This is a genomic window from Thalassobacillus sp. C254 (assembly GCF_001310615.1).
Map to the genome: position 1 here is coordinate 85,371 of NZ_BAXQ01000006.1, position 17,799 is coordinate 103,169.

11 protein-coding genes and 5 pseudogenes are annotated in these 17,799 nt (G+C 42.5%); 6 read left to right on the forward strand and 10 right to left on the reverse strand.

All coding sequences use genetic code 11. The features are described from left to right. Nucleotides 1-43 precede the first annotated feature (43 nt). Nucleotides 44-538: a GNAT family N-acetyltransferase gene (locus JCM19033_RS08220; protein WP_054635953.1), complete on the forward strand. Its 495-nt coding sequence runs from the start codon at nt 44-46 to the stop codon at nt 536-538. Nucleotides 539-915: 377 nt separating this feature from the next. On the opposite strand, the pseudogene JCM19033_RS08225 reads toward JCM19033_RS08220, so the two are convergent. The 5 genes and pseudogenes from JCM19033_RS08225 to JCM19033_RS08245 all read right to left on the reverse strand — a co-directional run bounded on the left by JCM19033_RS08225 (nt 916) and on the right by JCM19033_RS08245 (nt 7,370). Continuing rightward, a pseudogene (locus JCM19033_RS08225) lies at nt 916-2,230 on the reverse strand (NCS2 family permease). A 145-nt stretch (nt 2,231-2,375) separates the two neighbouring features. After that, nucleotides 2,376-2,729 carry a hydroxyisourate hydrolase gene (uraH, locus tag JCM19033_RS08230; protein WP_054635954.1) on the reverse strand — a complete coding sequence of 118 codons (354 nt, stop codon included), beginning with the start codon at nt 2,727-2,729 and terminating at the stop codon, nt 2,376-2,378. Nucleotides 2,730-2,744: 15 nt separating this feature from the next. Beyond that, nucleotides 2,745-4,225, reverse strand: a pseudogene (gene pucL / locus JCM19033_RS08235) (factor-independent urate hydroxylase). Nucleotides 4,226-4,257: 32 nt separating this feature from the next. Next, nucleotides 4,258-5,568 (reverse strand): nucleobase:cation symporter-2 family protein, encoded by a 1,311-nt coding sequence (locus JCM19033_RS08240; protein ID WP_054635955.1) that lies wholly within the window; start codon nt 5,566-5,568, stop codon nt 4,258-4,260. 181 nt (nt 5,569-5,749) lie between these two features. Continuing rightward, nucleotides 5,750-7,370 (reverse strand): annotated as a pseudogene (locus JCM19033_RS08245) (PucR family transcriptional regulator). 179 nt (nt 7,371-7,549) lie between these two features. On the opposite strand from JCM19033_RS08245, the gene allC reads away from it, so the two are divergent. From allC to JCM19033_RS08270, 5 genes are all read left to right on the forward strand, one after another. Continuing rightward, nucleotides 7,550-8,821, forward strand: a complete 1,272-nt coding sequence (allC, locus tag JCM19033_RS08250) for an allantoate deiminase (protein WP_054635956.1) — start codon at nt 7,550-7,552, stop codon at nt 8,819-8,821. Then, nucleotides 8,818-10,071: an alanine--glyoxylate aminotransferase family protein gene (locus JCM19033_RS08255; RefSeq protein ID WP_054635957.1), complete on the forward strand. Its 1,254-nt coding sequence runs from the start codon at nt 8,818-8,820 to the stop codon at nt 10,069-10,071. The genes allC and JCM19033_RS08255 overlap by 4 nt, the downstream gene beginning before the upstream one ends. 36 nt (nt 10,072-10,107) lie before the next feature. Further along, entirely contained in the window at nt 10,108-11,505 is a 1,398-nt protein-coding gene (locus JCM19033_RS08260; RefSeq protein ID WP_054635958.1) for an allantoinase, read from the forward strand. A gap of 4 nt (nt 11,506-11,509) precedes the next feature. Continuing rightward, the gene (ggt, locus tag JCM19033_RS08265; RefSeq protein WP_054635959.1) at nt 11,510-13,120 is read left to right on the forward strand and encodes a gamma-glutamyltransferase; all 1,611 of its coding nucleotides are present in this window, start codon (nt 11,510-11,512) and stop codon (nt 13,118-13,120) included. Nucleotides 13,121-13,257: 137 nt separating this feature from the next. After that, nucleotides 13,258-14,136, forward strand: a complete 879-nt coding sequence (locus tag JCM19033_RS08270; RefSeq protein WP_269758073.1) for a fumarylacetoacetate hydrolase family protein — start codon at nt 13,258-13,260, stop codon at nt 14,134-14,136. A gap of 181 nt (nt 14,137-14,317) precedes the next feature. Here the strand turns inward: JCM19033_RS08270 and JCM19033_RS27320 are convergent, their stop codons facing one another. The 5 genes and pseudogenes from JCM19033_RS27320 to urtB form a co-directional block, all read right to left on the reverse strand. Then, nucleotides 14,318-14,635 (reverse strand): ATP-binding cassette domain-containing protein, encoded by a 318-nt coding sequence (locus JCM19033_RS27320; protein WP_306301278.1) that lies wholly within the window; start codon nt 14,633-14,635, stop codon nt 14,318-14,320. Nucleotides 14,636-14,685: 50 nt separating this feature from the next. Continuing rightward, nucleotides 14,686-15,003 (reverse strand): ATP-binding cassette domain-containing protein, encoded by a 318-nt coding sequence (locus JCM19033_RS27325; RefSeq protein ID WP_306301279.1) that lies wholly within the window; start codon nt 15,001-15,003, stop codon nt 14,686-14,688. Beyond that, nucleotides 14,981-15,826 carry an urea ABC transporter ATP-binding protein UrtD gene (urtD, locus tag JCM19033_RS24180; RefSeq protein ID WP_198153454.1) on the reverse strand — a complete coding sequence of 282 codons (846 nt, stop codon included), beginning with the start codon at nt 15,824-15,826 and terminating at the stop codon, nt 14,981-14,983. Before urtD ends, JCM19033_RS27325 begins: the two co-directional genes overlap by 23 nt. Nucleotides 15,827-15,829: 3 nt before the next feature. Continuing rightward, nucleotides 15,830-16,825 (reverse strand): annotated as a pseudogene (gene urtC / locus JCM19033_RS24185) (urea ABC transporter permease subunit UrtC); the annotation flags it as partial. A 23-nt stretch (nt 16,826-16,848) separates the two neighbouring features. Then, nucleotides 16,849-17,750: pseudogene (gene urtB, locus JCM19033_RS08285) on the reverse strand (urea ABC transporter permease subunit UrtB). Between the last annotated feature and the right edge of the window lie 49 nt (nt 17,751-17,799).

Genomic DNA, 17,799 nt, shown 5'->3' on the forward strand with positions numbered 1-17,799 from the left:
GATTAGTTATACTTACTGAGAAACTTTTATTTGGCGGTGTTTTATGGAGAAATCCCCTATTGTTCAAGAATATTCTTTTGATAAACAAGCTCAAGTATTAGACTTGATTCTTCAAATACAACAAAAAGAATACAATGTACCAATAACAAAATATGACCAGCCTGATTTGTTTATTATAGAAGAATATTATCAGTCGGGAAAAGGGAACTTTTGGGTAGCTCTTTACAATGAGGTTGTAGTTGGGACCATTAGTCTTTTAGATATAGGAAATAATGAAGCTGCTTTAAGAAAAATGTTTGTAAATAAAGATTACCGTGGAGAAAAATATAAAACGGCAAGCTTGTTATTAGATACAGCAATAAAATGGGCTGTAGAACATAAAATCAAAGCAATCTATCTTGGAACTACACCCCAATTTTTGGCTGCTCACAGGTTTTATGAAAAAAATGGATTTATAAGCATTCTTCTAGGTGATTTACCAAAGGGTTTTCAAGTGTTACAAGTAGATAAAAAATTTTATAAGTATGAGCTTGAATAAATTAGAAGACAACATGCTCTAAAAATAATGGGTACATTAGCTTAGCTGAAACGAGTATAGCTGCTCGCATTTTGGGGTGGTTTTTTCCCCTCTCGCAAGTATCGTAACGTCAAAACCAGACAAGGGTCAGGCTGCATTTTTTTATAACAATGCCTTATTACATCTTGTTGTTGGATTTGGGTTAAAAGACGCTCGCTGGCTCCTGGAATGGGGTATGAAGTGAAGCATCACTTGTGTATTGGTCTTCGCTCATGAATTGCCGAAAGTGTCTCGTGATTAACAATCAATATACTTGTCAAAATCAATATTTGCCTTTACAGAGCCTGCCGAAAAAAGGGTCTCATCAAAAGTTAGACTTTTGTGAGACTCTTTTCTTTTTATTCACCTAGGAAAGCAAAGTAAGCAATAAAGACAAAGAATAAAATATACATGATTGGATGAACCTCTTTTGATCTTCCTTTTAGTACCATAGTTACAGGATAAAAGATAAAGCCAAGAGCGATCCCATTTGCAATGCTGTAAGTTAATGGCATGGCCACTACAGTCAAGAAAGCAGGGACAGCTATCTCAAGTTTTTTCCAGTCGATCAACCCAAGAGATGCAGCCATAAGCACTCCAACAACAATTAGCGCTGCAGACGTCACCTGGTCGGTGACAACAGCTAGCAGGGGAGAAAAAAACATAGACACTAAGAATAAAAGTGCTGTAATAAGAGAAGCAAATCCAGTTCTTCCTCCAGCAGCTACCCCGCTCGAAGATTCAATATAAGCGGTAGTAGTGGAAGTTCCTAATAACGCTCCAATAGAGGTGGCAGAGGAATCGGAAAGCAGAGCCTTCCCTGCACGCGGCAGCTTGTTATTCTTCACAAATCCCGCCTGATTTGCGACTGCATAAAGGGTGCCGGCAGTGTCGAAGAAGTCAACAAAGAGAAAGGTCAACCCCACAATAAGCAGCTGCACCATTAAGGCGGTCGTCCACTCTACTTGAAATAAGCTTGTAACGGCTACCCCAAAGGTAGGGGCAAGACTTGGAACAGCGCCGACAATTTGTGAAGGCATATCAATCAACCCGACGATAATACCAGCGACAGACGTAAGAACCATTCCATAAAAGATCCCGCCCTTAAATCCTCGAACCATTAAAATAACAGTAACCACCAGACCGAAGGCCGCGAGAAGAGTGGTTGCCTGGCTCATATCTCCCAGTGTTACGGCTGTGGCTTCATCAGGAACAACAATTCCGGCATTTTTCAGTCCAATAAATGCGATAAAGAGTCCTATACCGGAGGCCGCTGCATATTTCAGTTCTGCAGGAATCGCATTGATAATGGCTTCCCTTATCCCAAACAGGGTAATAATAATAAAAACAATCCCCGATACCAAAACTCCAAACAATGCAAGCTGCCATTCAATTCCCATTCCGAGCACGACTGTATAAGCAAAAAATGCGTTTAATCCCATTCCAGGTGCAAGAGCTATCGGATAGTTAGCAACAAGCCCCATAATGAGAGTTCCTACGGCGGCGGCTAAGGCTGTAGCGGTAAAAACCGCCCCTTCATCCATTCCAGCGTCCGCCAATATTAAGGGATTAACAAACAAAATGTAAGCCATCGCTAAAAAAGGTTGTAAGTCCGGCTAAGGATTCCTGGCGCAAATTTGTCTGGTGCTTATCAAATTGAAAATATCGCTTCATAAGTTACCTCCTGTATTTGTGGTTGGGTAATTTTGAAAAAATAAGAAAGGACTAAATGCTCTTCATTTTAGGAAGCGATTTTTTCAATGGGAAATACAGAAAACACCCAATTGGCTTTGAGTGTTTTCTAAAGGTGCGAATGTGTTCAGCTTCCTCTGTACACTTGGTATCCCCACGGAGAGACAAGTAAGGGTACATGATAGTGAGAGGAAGAGTCAGAGATTCCAAAACGAACAGAAACTTTATCTAAAAAACGAGGGTCTTTGTCCTGTATTTCTTTTTTTCGGAAGTAATCACCGATATGAAAAAGAAGCTCGTATTCTCCTTTCTTCATGTCTTTTTCTGATAAAAGAGGTTCGGAAAGCCTCCCATCCTCATTAGTTACTGCCACGGCCAGCGGGGTTATTTGATTGTTTATTACCCGGCTAAGGTGAATTTCTACGTTGTGAGCTGGTGTGCCATGAGTTAAATCCAGGATATGAGTGGTAAGTGAGCTCATGACTTTTCGTCCTCCTTATTTATAAGTATCACTAGTAACAGCTTTTTTAGCTGAAGTATTCAGGTCATCCTTTGTGACACTAAATCTCTGGAATCCGTATGGGAGTCGGGGTTCTGTATACACTTTTCCTTCTGAGCCTGGAATGTCTTCAACAACTACATCCCATGTGCGGTTTTGAGACTGAAAGGTAACTTCCTTGAGCTGTGGAAATCTTTCAAGGACGCGGCAGCCAATAAGGTAAATCAGATATTGTATTGATGGGGATTCAATTTCGTCAAACACAGTGCTTGCGATATCTTTTACCTGCTCGGCTGCAACGTAATTCAATGGGTTGGTTCCTAATGAGTCTTGTTGGTTCTCGTATGTCCAGCCAATGTTTAAGTAGATGAAGAGAGGACGGTTGCCGTCTTCAGGAAGAGTGGTGTATTCGTCTCTGATGAAGCCGACAAAGGAGTTGCCCTTCACCTTTACTAGCTGAAGGTCAGTAATTTCACTGGAGTGGCCGGTCACTTCCATCTTTTCATTTATTCTTTCTAATGAAACTGTAGAACGGGCTTGTTCATTACGAGACCTTTTAAAGACAAGATCACTAGAGGAGGATTCCCCGTTTTTGATGCCCACAGCTGATTCAAAAGGAATTTCTACCCCAGTCATTTTAATAGTGTCTACATGGGTATATTTTTCAAGAAAACGCCGGGCAGTGTAATCCAGGAAACCTTCAAGAGTGGATCCTTCATAATCAGCTAAATGTCTTTGAATGAAGTTTTTCATAGAGTCTGTGGCAACAACCAGACTGTTATCTCCTTCTGCAAAGGAAGGGAGAAAAGCCTTTCCTCCTATTTCTATTGAGGCGTTTACTCCAAACACAGTGTTGCTTTTTCCTTCAAAAGTTGATTCAGGAATTTGCTGTAGACCAGTGAGGGGCGGCATAAAAGTTCGGTAAGCAAATACGTCCCCTTTTCCATAAGTCATCAATCTGGATTCTGAAGTCATATGATCATCTCCTTTGTAAGTTTCCTTTAAACGAAAAAGTGCTATTTTGTATACTTCACCTAAAGCTTTCTCGAATTCTTCATTTTGACTGTTAGTAACCCTCTCTTGCAGAGAATCATAAATATCTCTTTTTGTCTTTCCTTTTACAGCAAAGATAAAAGGGAAATTAAATTTTTTTTCATAGTCCTCATTCAATTTGTAAAACTCTTCAGACTCTTCAGGAGATAAATCGTGCAGGCCGGCTCCTTGTTGTTCCTTAGTTGAGGTGATACTCATCTTTTTTTTGGCCCCAAGCTTTGGATGAGCTCGTATCAAATCAAGCTTATCCTCTTTGCCTGCTTCTTTCACCACTTCAATCATTCCTTGATGAAGGTCGGTAATTGAAGTATAGGCCTTCCTTCAGCCGCCTTGCGGGCAATCCAGGGGGAATGCTCAAAGACCTCACCAAGCTCTTGTGTAAATTCTTCAACGGTAAGTTTGTTCAACTGTTCAAGGGTCATCATAAACGGATTTCTCCTCTCTTGTATTTTGTAATTTACGCGCTCATTTTTTGTTCTTGAACAGGCAGCTCTACTTTACCTGAACGGATGCTGAAGAATAGATTAAGTAAAATGGCCGCTATGCTTCCAGTGATCACGCCATCACTGACTAAGATATGAAGGCTTGGAGGAAGTGCAGCAAATAACTCGGGCACATAAGTGGATCCTATACTTAAAGAAATAGAGCAAGCGACAATAAGCAGATTGTACTGATTGTTTAAATCAACGGCACTAAGCATCCGAATACCGGAAGAAACGACCATACCAAACATGACAACGGTCGCACCGCCTAGCACAGCTGTAGGAATTGCAGTAGCAAGAGCGGCTATTTTAGGGATAAAACCTAAAAATATGAGGATACCTCCAGCGGCCAGGACAACATTTCTAGTTTTCACTTTTGTTAGTTCAAGGAGGCCGACATTTTGGGCGAAGGTATTAATAGGAAAGGAGTTTACAAACCCACCCAATAAAATGGCAAAACCTTCTGCTCTGTAGCCTTTTGTAAGGTCTCTTTGATTTATCTCTTTTCCACACACTCTGCCAGCTGCAAAGAACATTCCAGTAGATTCCACCACAATCACCATTCCTACAATCATCATCGTAATAATGGCTCCAGGCTCAAAGACAGGTGTGCCAAAATAGAATAACTGGGGAGTAAGTACCCAAGAGGCATCGCCAACGCCGGACAAGTCTACTTTTCCCATAAAATAAGCAGTGACCGTTCCTGCAATAATTCCGGCGAGAACAGAGAGGGCGCGGGCAAACCCCGTAAAGAATCGGTTAAGCAGCAAGATTACTGCTAATACCCCAAAAGCCAGCAGTAAGTTTTCCGATGAGCCAAAGTCACTGCTTCCTTCACCCCCAGCCATGTTTGTGACTCCTACAGGAATGAGAGACAAGCCGATAATCGTAACAACTGTGCCAGTGACGACCGGCGGAAACAGTTTTACCATTTTTCCCAGCAGAGGTGCACATACCAGGATGAAAAGTCCGGCGACAATGATTGCGCCATAGATGGCATTTACGCCGTACTGATTGCCAATGCCGATCATGGGAGTGACGGCTACAAACGAACTTCCTAACACAATGGGGAGGCCTATACCTATGTATTTGTTCCTCCAGGCCTGGATGAGAGTAGCAATTCCGCAAGTCAATAAATCAATACCAACCAAGTAAGCTAACTGAGTAGGGGTTAGGTTTAAGGCTCTCCCTACAATTAAAGGAACTAAAATTGCTCCAGCATACATGGCTAAGACATGTTGAAGACCAAGTGAGAACACCTTAGCTCCTTTTGGGTTATCATCCATTTTTGCTTTACCTCCTTGTACCTGCCTGTAAATGTCGTGTTAACTTTAGTAACATAATATAGGAGGGAGAGGGGGATGTCATTATGCAAGTTAACTGAATTTACTTAAAAGATTATATACATACTACAAATCGGTCAGGGTAAAGCACATACAATGTTACTTTTCTTTACGTATTATTCCTTCAAAGGTTCAAGGAAGTTTGTATTCTTAAAGCCAGTCTTAAACGCAGGGAGGTATCGGGATCTTTTAAACTTTTTCCTAAAAGCTCCTCGCACTTTTCCAATCTGTAAATAACTGTATTTCGGTGGATGTACAAACGTTTGGCAGTTTCAGAGATTTGACAGTGTGTCTCCAGATACACAGATAAAGTGTGTAAAAGTCCCTGATCCTTATATTCTGGTTCAGAAAGCTTCTGAAGAGTGTAATCATAAAACTTTCTCAAATCGTCTGTTGGGATCATTCTAAGGAGCTCTGTTATATCTTTTGTTTGGTAGGTTTGAATGAAATTTGCCTTTCCGGACAGCTGGCCGGTTTGCAGGGCATCAGCTGCTTCATCATAGGCCTCTTTCACTTCAATGACTGATGGGATATATTGCTCACTCCAAATGAAAGAGTACGCTGGAACTGTTTTTGGACACCCTGTTGGATGGTTTGAAGGTAGATAAAGCCGATGCACTGGTCTCCTGAGAGTAATCATTCACTTCAAGGAGGATGACGCAGGTGTTTCCTTTAATAAAAAAATGAGTTTGAAAAGAAAAAGCTGCAAGTTCTCCTTCCAAGTATTCATAGGCTGTATCTGTTTCCATTTGATACTGGGTGAAACTAATTGCTTTTTCATCACGATCCAACTTTCCTACAATACAAATATATTTCTTTGCATTTTGAAGGTGAAATTCTTTTGAACGGTTGATGATCTCCTCTTTGGAAGAAAACACCCCTTCCACAAAGTTGCTGAAAAACTCATTCCTCGCCCTTTGTTCGTATTGCTTTAATGCATTTTCCTTCATTAGCTCAAAGGAAATAACATTGGCCGCCTGCTCAATCGTTAAAGCCATTCCTTGATTGTTGAGAAGCTCCTCGCCGAGAACAAGAAGGTACCCGCATTTCCTTGCATGGGTATAAACTGGGAACACTGATACCATCTCAGTGTGGTGCTCCTCTGAAATCATAGAAAAGCAGGAAAATGAATTCGCGGGAAGTAAAAAATCAAAGTTCTGTGTATACATAGTTTTAATAGTTTCTATAAGAGTAGAAGGCTCATGAGACGAACTGATAAGCTTTGAATGCTGATCTAATAGAATAATAGGCTGTTTAATAATAGAGGACACTCTTCCAAGCAGGCTTTTTAAATCCTTTCCGCCCACAATGTGTGCAGTAAATTGGTGTTGGGCTTCAATAGCATCGTTCAGTTCTGTTGTGCGGTAATTCAAAATAGTACTCAGGATTTGATTGACAATGCTTCCTAAGCTGACATCAATGGGGAGATCAATGATAGGAAACGAGAGCTCATCAGCTAAGGAAAGCACTTCTTCAGGGATCTCATGGAGAAATCTTTGTGTTTTAATCCCCAGCCCCGCACACTCGCAGCTTGCCATATGCCTGATTAAGCCCAGTAATCGAGAAGGTTCATCTTTAAAGTGGTAGGCGGTGGTAACCAGTAAATCGCCGTTTTTTAAATAATCACTAATGTCGGGAGCGTCCATCATATTAACGTGGCAAACCTCCCGGTGATTTCCGCTTTCGCCTGCTAGCATTTGTGCTTCTTTAAACAAAGGCAGGTCCATAACACCCTTTATATCCATCTTTATCCCTTCTTTCGTGTGAGTAAAGGTAACGTATGTAAAATTTCTTTTGGTTATTTTGTATAAATAAAATCGAAAAAACTGCTATTTTTGCCGATGAATAATTTTTATATTAGCAGTAAAATGAAATACATACAAAGGCATTGTTAAGAAAGTTAACATAAAAAAGGAGAGATTTTATGAAGGTGTACTCAAGGACCTCGTTTCCTCTTCCAGTCGAGCAGTTGAACGCAATGGTCGAGTGGCTCTCTGGTTTTACTGAAAACAAAGGCAGTGGAGTCACCAGATTGTTATATTCCGAAGAGTGGTTAGAAGCACAGGAAGCATTAAAAAGAAAAATGGAAGAAGGTGGCCTTGACACTTATTATGATGATACAGGAAATCTATTCGGCAGGCTTGAAGGAACGATAGATGCTGATTCTACCGTATTAACAGGGTCTCATATAGATTCGGTTGTCAATGGCGGAAAGTACGACGGCGCATACGGCATCATTGCCAGTTTCCTTGCTGTGGAACACCTTTACAGAAAATACGGCCGCCCATCAAAAACAATCGAGGTAGTGTCTCTTTGTGAAGAAGAGGGCAGCCGTTTTCCTCTTACTTTCTGGGGGTCTGGAAACATTACGGGAGTCTATAAGGACAAGGACATAACACATATAGCTGACAAATCAGGTGTTTCTTTAAAGGAAGCCATGAACAAGGCAGGGTTTGGGAGAGGAATTCATCGCTTGCCTTACCGAGAAAATATAGAAGCTTTCATTGAGCTTCATATCGAGCAAGGCAGTGTTCTCGAAAAAAGCGGTAATTCTCTTGGAGTAGTGACTCATATTGTCGGTCAACGCCGCTATACTGTTTCCATAAAAGGGAAAAGCAATCATGCGGGGACCACTCCGATGCAGGATCGTCATGATGCGATGACCACTGCAGCGGAACTGATTACGTATATTACGGCCAAAGTCCAGAAAGCTGATCCTCATTTGGTGGCCACGGTCGGTAAACTTGACGCTACTCCCAATGTTCCAAATGTCATTGCGGAAGAAGTGTCGTTCACCCTGGATATTCGCCATTATGATGAGGGAATGTTAGAAAAAGTCTGTGCGGAAATATTTCAACATGTTGAGGTCGTTTCCCAGGAAAAGAAGGTCAACATTTCTTTTTCCCAATGGACAGACGTGAAGCCAGTGGAAATGGATGCTTTCTTACAAGAAAAGGCCATCGGAGTTTCAACAAGGCAGCAGCTGTCATTTCAAAAGATGCTTAGTGGAGCAGGGCACGATGCTCAGTTGTTTGGTACTCATTGCCCCACATCTTTAATTTTTGTTCCAAGCGTAAATGGAGTCAGCCACTCTCCTGAAGAATACACAAAGGCAGAGGATTTAACACAAGGAGTCCAGATGCTGACTGAGTTATTATACGAGATGGCATATGATAAGGGAGGCGAAGAAAAATGACATATTCTGAACTGCAAACACCACAGCGTACAATTATGACCCCCGGTCCTGTTGAAGTGGATCCGCGGGTGTTACGAGCGATGAGTACTCCTATTCTAGGTCAGTTTGATCCTGCATTTACCTCTATTATGAACAAGACAATGGACATGCTGCGAGAGGTGTTTCAAACTACAAACAAGTGGGCTTTTCCTGTTGATGGGACTTCCCGCTCTGGTATCGAGGCAGTGCTTGCGAGTGTGATTAAACCGGGAGACAAAGTATTTATCCCGGTATTTGGAAGGTTTGGTCACCTTCTTATGGAAATTTGTGAACGATACGGGGGAGAAATTTCGACCATAGAGTGTGAATGGGGAAACGTCTTTGATCCCCAGGTTGTTATCCAGGAAATGAAAAATGTTCAGCCGGATATTGTGGCAATGGTACATGGTGAAACATCCACTGGATGCATGCAGCCTTTGAAAGAAATCGGGAGAGCCTGTCGAGAACAAGATATACTGTTTGTTGTAGATGCGGTGGCAACCATTGGCGGCACTGAGGTAAAGGTAGATGAATGGTGCATTGATGCAGCTGTTGGCGGGACCCAGAAATGTTTGTCTGTGCCATCGGGCATGGCCCCGGTAACATATAATGAAAGAATTGAAAAAGTAGTACTGTCTAGAAAGAAAGTTGAAAAGGGAATTGCAACTCCCTTAGATGAACAAAACCAGTCTGATGGGCCTAAGATTACAAGTAATTACTTTGATTTAAGTCAGCTTCAGGACTATTGGAGTCCGCGCAGACTGAACCATCATACAGAAGCAACTTCTATGCTTTATGCTCTTCATGAAGGGCTCCGCTTGGTTTTAGAAGAAGGTCTGGAAAATCGGTTTAATCGTCATCTTACTCATGAACAAGCGTTAGGAGCAGGTGTGAAGGCCATGGGGCTCTCATTGTTTGTGGAAGAAGAATGGAAGCTTCCAATGGTAACATGTATAAAAATCCCGGTAGGAATTGATGGAGATTCTGTACGAACCATGCTATTGGAGCAATTTGGCGTGGAAATAGCCACTTCTTTTGGTCCTCTTCATGGTAAGATTTGGCGTATTGGAACAATGGGTTACAGCTGCCGGAAAGAAAATGTTCTCCTTGTGCTTGCTGCGCTTGAAGCTGTTTTGCTTTACCACGGGGCAGAAGTGAAACCTGGAAAAGCACTTCAGGCAGCCCTGGCCTATTATACGGAAGAAAGCAATGAAGTCTCCCTTTCCATGTAAGAAAGAAAATTCTATCGCGAAAGGAGAGAAAAAAAGATGTATGATTATCATCTTGTCATTAAAAACGGAAAAGTGGTTACTCCAAATGGGGTGAAAGACTACGAGATTGGAATTAAGGATGGCCTGATATCTGCTCTGGAACAAGAAGTGAAAGGAAGTACGGAGCAGATTTGGAATGCGCAAGGACAATACATTTTCCCCGGTGCCATTGATGTTCATGTTCACTTTAACGAACCGGGAAGAGAGGTTTGGGAAGGTTTTTCCACTGGCTCTGCCATGCTTGCGGCAGGCGGCGTCACCACATTTTTTGACATGCCTTTAAATGGCATCCCCTCTACGGTGACAAAGGAAGCGTTTGAGGAAAAAAAGAGTATAGCTAGTTCGAAGTCCCTTGTAGATTTTGGGTTGTGGGGCGGGCTGGTTCCTGGAAATGAAGAAGAATTATCAGCTCTTTCAGAGAGCGGAGTAGTCGGTTTCAAAGCGTTTATGTCTCCAAGCGGTAATGAAGAATTTGAACGAGCAGATGATGATACTCTCTTAAAAGGTATGAGAAGAATTGCACAGCTTGGGAAGGTTTTGGCACTTCATGCTGAAAGCACACCAATTGTAGAATTACTGCAGAAAGAAAAGGAATCCCAAGGGCTGAGTGACGCAGATGCGTATGCTTCTTCTCGTCCGATTGAAGCTGAAGTTGAAGCAGTGCAGCGGGCCATTTCATTTGCCAGGATAACCGGCTGTCCCCTGCATTTTGTCCATATCAGCAGTGCAGCGGCTGCCGTGGAGATCCAGAAAGCAAAGCAGGAGGGATTAGATATTACATTGGAAACCTGTCCACACTACCTGCTATTTACACATCAGGACCTCGCTCAAAAAGGAGCATTAGCTAAATGTGCTCCGCCTCTTAGAAAGAAACATGAGCGGGAGAGACTGGTTGAGGCGCTGGTGAAAGGACAAATAGATATGGTTTCTTCTGACCATTCACCTTGTACCCCTGATTTAAAAGACCAGGATAATATGTTTACAGCGTGGGGCGGCATTAATGGAGGGCAGTTTACTTTGCTTTCAATGATTGAGCTTGCTCTTATATATGATCTGCCTTTTCACGAGGTAGCCCAGTGGACAGCTTCGGCACCTGCAAGGAGGTTTGGTCTAGATAAAATAAAAGGGGAACTGAAGGTTGGCTTGCAGGCAGATCTGGCCGTTGTTCATACCAGTGATGCATTTACAGCAGTCAAGGACAATATGTATGACAAGCACAAATTCAGTGTGTACGAAGGACGGACCTTTCCTTGCAGTGTTGCGGCAGTGTTTTCAAGCGGAGAAATAGTGTATGAAAAAAACAAGGGTCTGATTTCGACCAGGCCTGGTGGTAAGTGGCTCAAGCCAGTTGAAAATGATCTATCCTCGGCAGCATGTATTAAAAAGAGAGGGTGAGTGTATGAATAGCGACGTTCTTTATCAGCCTTACGTTTCAAAGAGAAATCCAGTCTTCGCAAAAAAGGGGATGGTGGCTACCTCTCATCCTCTAGCAGCAGAAGCAGGAAAAGAAATGTTAATGAAGGGAGGAAATGCGGTAGATGCGGCGATTGCTACAGCTGCAGCTTTAACAGTAGTGGAACCTACATCCAATAGCATGGGCGGGGATTCCTTTGCGTTAGTGTGGATAGATGGAAGGCTCCACGGTTTAAATGCCAGTGGGAAATCACCTCGAAAAATGTCCATGGAGGCGGTAAAGGAAGCCGGGTATAAGGAGATACCTGAACATGGGCTGATTCCGGTCACTGTGCCTGGTGCTCCAGGTTCATGGGCCGAGCTTTCAGAAAAGTTTGGTCGGCTGCCGTTTAAGGATGTATTGGCTCCTGCCATTTCCTTGGCAGAAGAAGGGTTTCCCGTTTCTCCGGTAGTTTCAAAGTATTGGAAAAGGTCTTATGAGTTATTTAAAGAGGTATTAACAGGAGAAGAGTTTTCAAATTGGTTCGATACGTTTTCACTTTCTGGAAGATGTCCGGAAGCAGGTGAGATATGGAAAGCGCCAGATCATGCGGAAACCTTGCGAAAGATTGGGGATTCGAATGGAGATGCATTTTACAAAGGGGAACTTGCAGACCAGATAGACAGCTACTCCAGAAATCACGGCGGCTTAATTAGAAAAGAAGACCTTGAGGATTTTACGCCAGAGTGGGTAGAACCTATTTCTACCTCTTATAAAGGGTTTGATATATGGGAAATCCCTCCTAATGGTCAGGGATTAAATACACTTCTTGCTTTAAACATTCTAGAAGATATGAACCTCTCTGAAAAAGAAACAGTCGATACTTATCACTTATTAATTGAAGCTATGAAACTAGGATTTGCAGATGGTCTTCATTATATTACCGACCCACATGAAATGTCTGTAAGGGTAAAAGATTTGCTTTCTGAAGAATATGCGAAGGAAAGGAGAAAGAAAATAAGTGATAAGGCAATGACACCTGAAGCGGGGGAACCTCCAAAAGGAGGAACAGTGTATATTGCCGCAGCTGATAATGAAGGGAACATGGTTTCTTTTATTCAGAGCAGTTATATGGACTTTGGTTCAGGTGTTGTAGTGCCTGGTACAGGGATTAACCTGCAAAATAGAGGGCATGGGTTCAGTTTGAATAAAGGACACGTGAATGCTCTATCGCCGAGAAAGAAAACATACCACACGATTATCCCTGGTTTCTTAACAAAAGAGAACCAGCCAGTGGGACCTTTTGGAGTAATGGGGGCATTCATGCAGCCGCAAGGTCATCTGCAGGTTCTTACCAGCACGATCAACTTTCATTTAAACCCTCAAGCAGCATTAGATGCACCGAGATGGCGGTGGCTTGAAGAGAAAACGATAGAGGTCGAACCCCACTTTCCGGACCATATTGCTCAGTCTCTTGAGCGAAAAGGTCACCAGATTAAAAAAGCAGTAGATGAAACCGGATTTGGGCGAGGGCAGGTTATTTGGAGAGATCCAGCAACAGGAGTACTTACAGGAGGGACAGATTCACGGGCAGATGGTCATATTGCTGTTTGGTAAACAACTGGCACACTAGACAACTGGTGTGCTTTTCTGCATTTTTGGGAATGAAAAAGCCTATGGAATAGAAATTGGAAGAAGGGCAGGAAGGTGTATGGGAGGGAAAAGAGAAGTAATTATAGGGATGGCCATTATGTATGGCTGCTTATGACCAAAGAGCAGCAAAAGGAGGAGCAAGTATGAGATTGGCAACAATTCTACATAACGGTGAGGAACAGGCAGCTGTCATGACAGAGAATGGGCCTGTCCTTATGAAAGATGTAAGTGAGTTGAGCGGTGGAAAATGGGAAACGGATTTGTTTTCGATTATCCAGCAAGGACAGCTGGACGAAATAAGACATTGGTATAAAGAAAACAGCGAGCAGCTGCAAGGAAAAGAAGTCTCAGCGGAAGAATATACGTTTAAGCCTTTATACCGTCATCCAAGCAAAATCTGGGGGATTGGATTAAATTACGTAGACCATGCTGCGGATTTAAGTGAAAAAGCACCTAGTACAGAACCGGCTAGCTTTATGAAGCCTGACACTACAATCATTGGGCCCCGTGATACGATTAACATACCAAGACAATCGTCTCGAACCACAGCGGAAGCGGAGCTGGGAGTTATTATTGGTAAAGAATGCAAAGATGTTTCTGAAGAAGAAGCGCCTGCATACATAGCAGGTTTTACTACAATCATAGATATGACCGCTGAAGATATCCTTGAAAAAAACCCACGGTATTTAACCAGGTCAAAGAGCTTTGACACTTTCTTCAGCTTTGGACCTTTTCTCGTTACTCCTGACGAGGTAGAGGAGGTAAACGATTTAAAAGTAGCGACCATCATTAATGGAGAGGTGCACCGTGAGAATGTCGTTTCGAATATGACTTTTACTCCCTGGAACCTGGTATCTTTTCATTCTCAAGTGATGACGTTGAAGCCTGGAGACATTATTTCAACAGGAACTCCTGGTGCTGTTCCTATTAAGGAGGGAGACATAGTAGAGTGTCATATTGAAGGGTTTGAGCCTTGGTAAATTCGGTAAAGGATGTAAAGAAGTAGGATTGTATAAAGATTGTAATTAGAAAGAGAAGCCTTTTGTATTAGGCTTCTCTTTTATTGGAGGTATTTTGTTGGAGCTTCCCCTACAAGGTAAGGGAGGGAGAAAGACTGGGTGACCACACGAAAATCTGTTTTTATAGATTCAACCAAGTTTCTTACACACTTAAATATCTGCTTACTTCTGTTTCTATGAGTGACTCTCCTTCATACACGATGGTACCTTTGTTTACGACATAAAAATAATCACCTACAGTCTGGGCGAAGTCGAAATTTTGTTCAACGAGGAGCATAGAGGTGCTGCCTTCTTTTTTTAGGTCAATAATGACATTCTGAATGGCCTGAACAATGTTGGGTTGAATTCCTTCAGCAGGCTCATCAAGCAAGAGGAAGTCTGGTTCGGCAACCAAAGCGCGGGCAATGGCGAGCTGTTGCTGCTGGCCTCCGCTGAGATCCCCGCCTTTCCTATTCTTCATTTCTCGTAAGACAGGGAAGTATTCATAAATAATATTATCGATTTTCTTGTTTACATTCTTACGTCCTTCAAGACCATTAATAGATTTTCATACACCGTAAGATACGGGAAGATATCTCTCCCCTGGTACGTACCCATGCCGCTCTTCGCTCTTTTGTCTGGTGAGGTCTTCGTTACGTTTTTATCTTGAAAATGAATGGAGCCTTTTTTAGCTTTTAACAGGCCGATAACAGCTTTGATAAGGGTGGACTTTCCTACACCGTTTCTCCCCATGATACATACAACCTGCCCTTTTTTTACCTTAAGAGAAATATCTCTTATGACGGTGCTTTCCTCGTAAGCGACCTCAAGTTCCCGAAGTTGCAGCATAAGGTGGTACCTCCTTGCGCCCTAAGTATACTTCCATTACCTGTTCATTCTGCTGAACTTCCCTCATGCTTCCTTCACAAAGGAGTGAGCCTTCGTGCATGACAGTTACTCTTTCTGAATACTTTTCTACAAAATCCATGTCGTGTTCAACCACAATGATAGAGCATTCCTTCTTTAGTTCACGTAGGAGGTGGCCGGTGGTTTCTTCTTCCTCTTCAGTCATGCCGGCAATTGGCTCATCAAGTAGAAGAAGGTCAGGTTCCTGCATCATTACCATCCCTATTTCTAACCATTGCTTCTGTCCATGTGACAAATTTATTGCTTTTTTATCTTTTTCATTTGTTAACCCTATCGTACGTAATTGATTTGTAATGCGTTCGTTTTCACTGTCGGACAGAGAAGCAGTTAGAATAGAGAATAAACCTTTCTTTTGTTTCATTGAGACTTCTAAATTTTCAAAGACAGTAAGGTGAGGGAAAATGGACGGCGCTTGAAACTTTCTGCCAATCCCGTGACGGGCAATCTGATACTCTTTCATTTTCGATAAGTCGTACTCCTTCTTGAATAACAGCTTTCCGGTACTGCTTTTGGTCTTGCCGCAAAGAACATCCAGGAAAGTTGTTTTTCCAGCGCCATTTGGGCCGATTAGAAAGTGAAGCTCATGTTCTTTTAACTGGAAAGAAAAAGAATTAAGAGCTAAGAAGTCATCAAATTTTACAGAAACGTTCTCACACTGCAGTATTTTTTTGCTCTGTTGTCGCTCGGTTCTTTCTTTTTCATACTGATCTCCTCTTCCTTTTTTGAATTTAGCACCTAATGACATTAATCCTCCTGGCAAAAACACAACAATTAAGACAAAAACAGCGCCGATAAAGAACAGCCAGAAATCAGGATAGGATTCACTGAAAAAAGTACTTGCAGAGTTAGTAATGATAGCACCTATCACGGGACCGATAAGTGTTCCTCTGCCCCCAAGAGCAACCCAAAGAATCATTTCAATAGATGGCACAATCCCGATCATGGTTGGTGAAATAATACCAACTTGTAGAACAAATAACATTCCTGCCAGGCCAGCTATCCCGGCAGAGAGAGAGAAGACAAAAATCTTAAACACAGAGGCGTCGTAGCCTGAGTAGCGAAGGCGATTTTCGCCATCACGGATAGCTATTAAAACTTTTCCAAGACGACTGTTTACCAGTTTGGAACAAAGGAAAAAGACAACGACGAGGCAGGCGATTGTAATAAAGTAAATGGCTTGCTGAGTGGATGCCTGGTTTAAGGAAAATCCAAAAACGGTATGAAAGCCTGTAAGCCCGTTAGTGCCTCCTGTATAGTTTTGCTGGCTGACAATTAACGTAGTTGTCACCAGCACAAGAGCTTGAGTAAGAATTGTGAAATAAACTCCTCTAATTCTATTACGAAAGGTAAATAGGCCCAGGGCTCCAGCTAAGAGCATAGGTACTATTATGGCCAGCGGGATAGCGATAAAAGGATTTTCCATAATCGACCAGAACCAGGGGAGCTCCAGAATACCACTCCACATCATGAAATCAGGGACGCTGGAAGAAGCTGATTCCAGCAAGAGATACATCGCCATAATATAGGCTCCTAGTCCAAAGAAGATACCATGACCTAAGCTTAAGATACCGGTGTAGCCCCACAGAAGATCCAGGCCAATTACCAAAATAGCTAATGCTAAAAAGCGGCCAAGGAGATTCAGACGGAAATCGGATAAGAAAAGGGGAGCCAGCAGCAGGGCAAGGACTAGAATTAAGAACATGCCTTGTTTGCTGACGAGCATCTTCACAAGTGATTGTTGCATAAGAAACTTCTCCTTTTTTGGTATTAGTCAACGGATCTCGTGCGAAGTGAAAAAATTCCGGACGGTTTCCATTGAAGAAAGGCAATAATAAGAGCAAAAATTAGTACTTTTCCCAGTGAAGCATTCGTCCAGTATTCAAATAGTGTGTTGAAAATCCCGATCCCGAAAGCTCCTGCGATGGTTCCGGCAAGCATACCGACACCGCTACAACTACCACCATGAAAGCATCAATAATATAATAGGTACCTATGGTTGGACCGACAGGACCAATTAATGAAAGAGCCGTACCTGCCACACCAGCAAACCCTGCTCCTAAGGCAAAGGTCGTGGCGTCAATTCTGCGAGAGGAGACTCCTACGCATTTAGCCATGTCTCTATTTTGCATCACTGCCCGAATGCGGCGGCCATTTGATGTCTTGTAAAAATAGAGGTAAAGAAGAAAAGTGCAGGAAGCCACCAATAAAATAATAAATAACCGCGAATAGGGTAAGGTGACAGACAATATTTGGATACCGCCAGTGAGGAAGCTTGGATTTTCCACCCCTACATTGGGAGCTCCAAATATCGTTCTGGCTGCCTGCTGCAAAATAAGGCCTGCACCAAACGTGGCGAGGAGACTGTCTAAAGGCCTTCCGTACAAGTGCCTTATGACAGTGAGTTCCAGGAGCAAGCCTATTCCTGCAGCAAGAAGAAATGCAAAAGGAATCGCCAGGATGAAATACCAGTCAAAGAGATGAGCAGGGACGTATGTGATAAAAAACATTTGAACCATATAGGCTGAATAGGCTCCTATCATAATTAACTCTCCATGTGCCATATTAATAACGTTCATCAAACCAAACGTAATTGCCAGGCCAAGGGCGATAAGAAGAAGGATAGAACCGAGACTCAGGCCGTTAAATATTTGTATTAAGTAGCTTTCCAATAGTAAAACCTCCTTCTTAAGGTAAATAGAAGGTAAGTAGCCCTGGCAT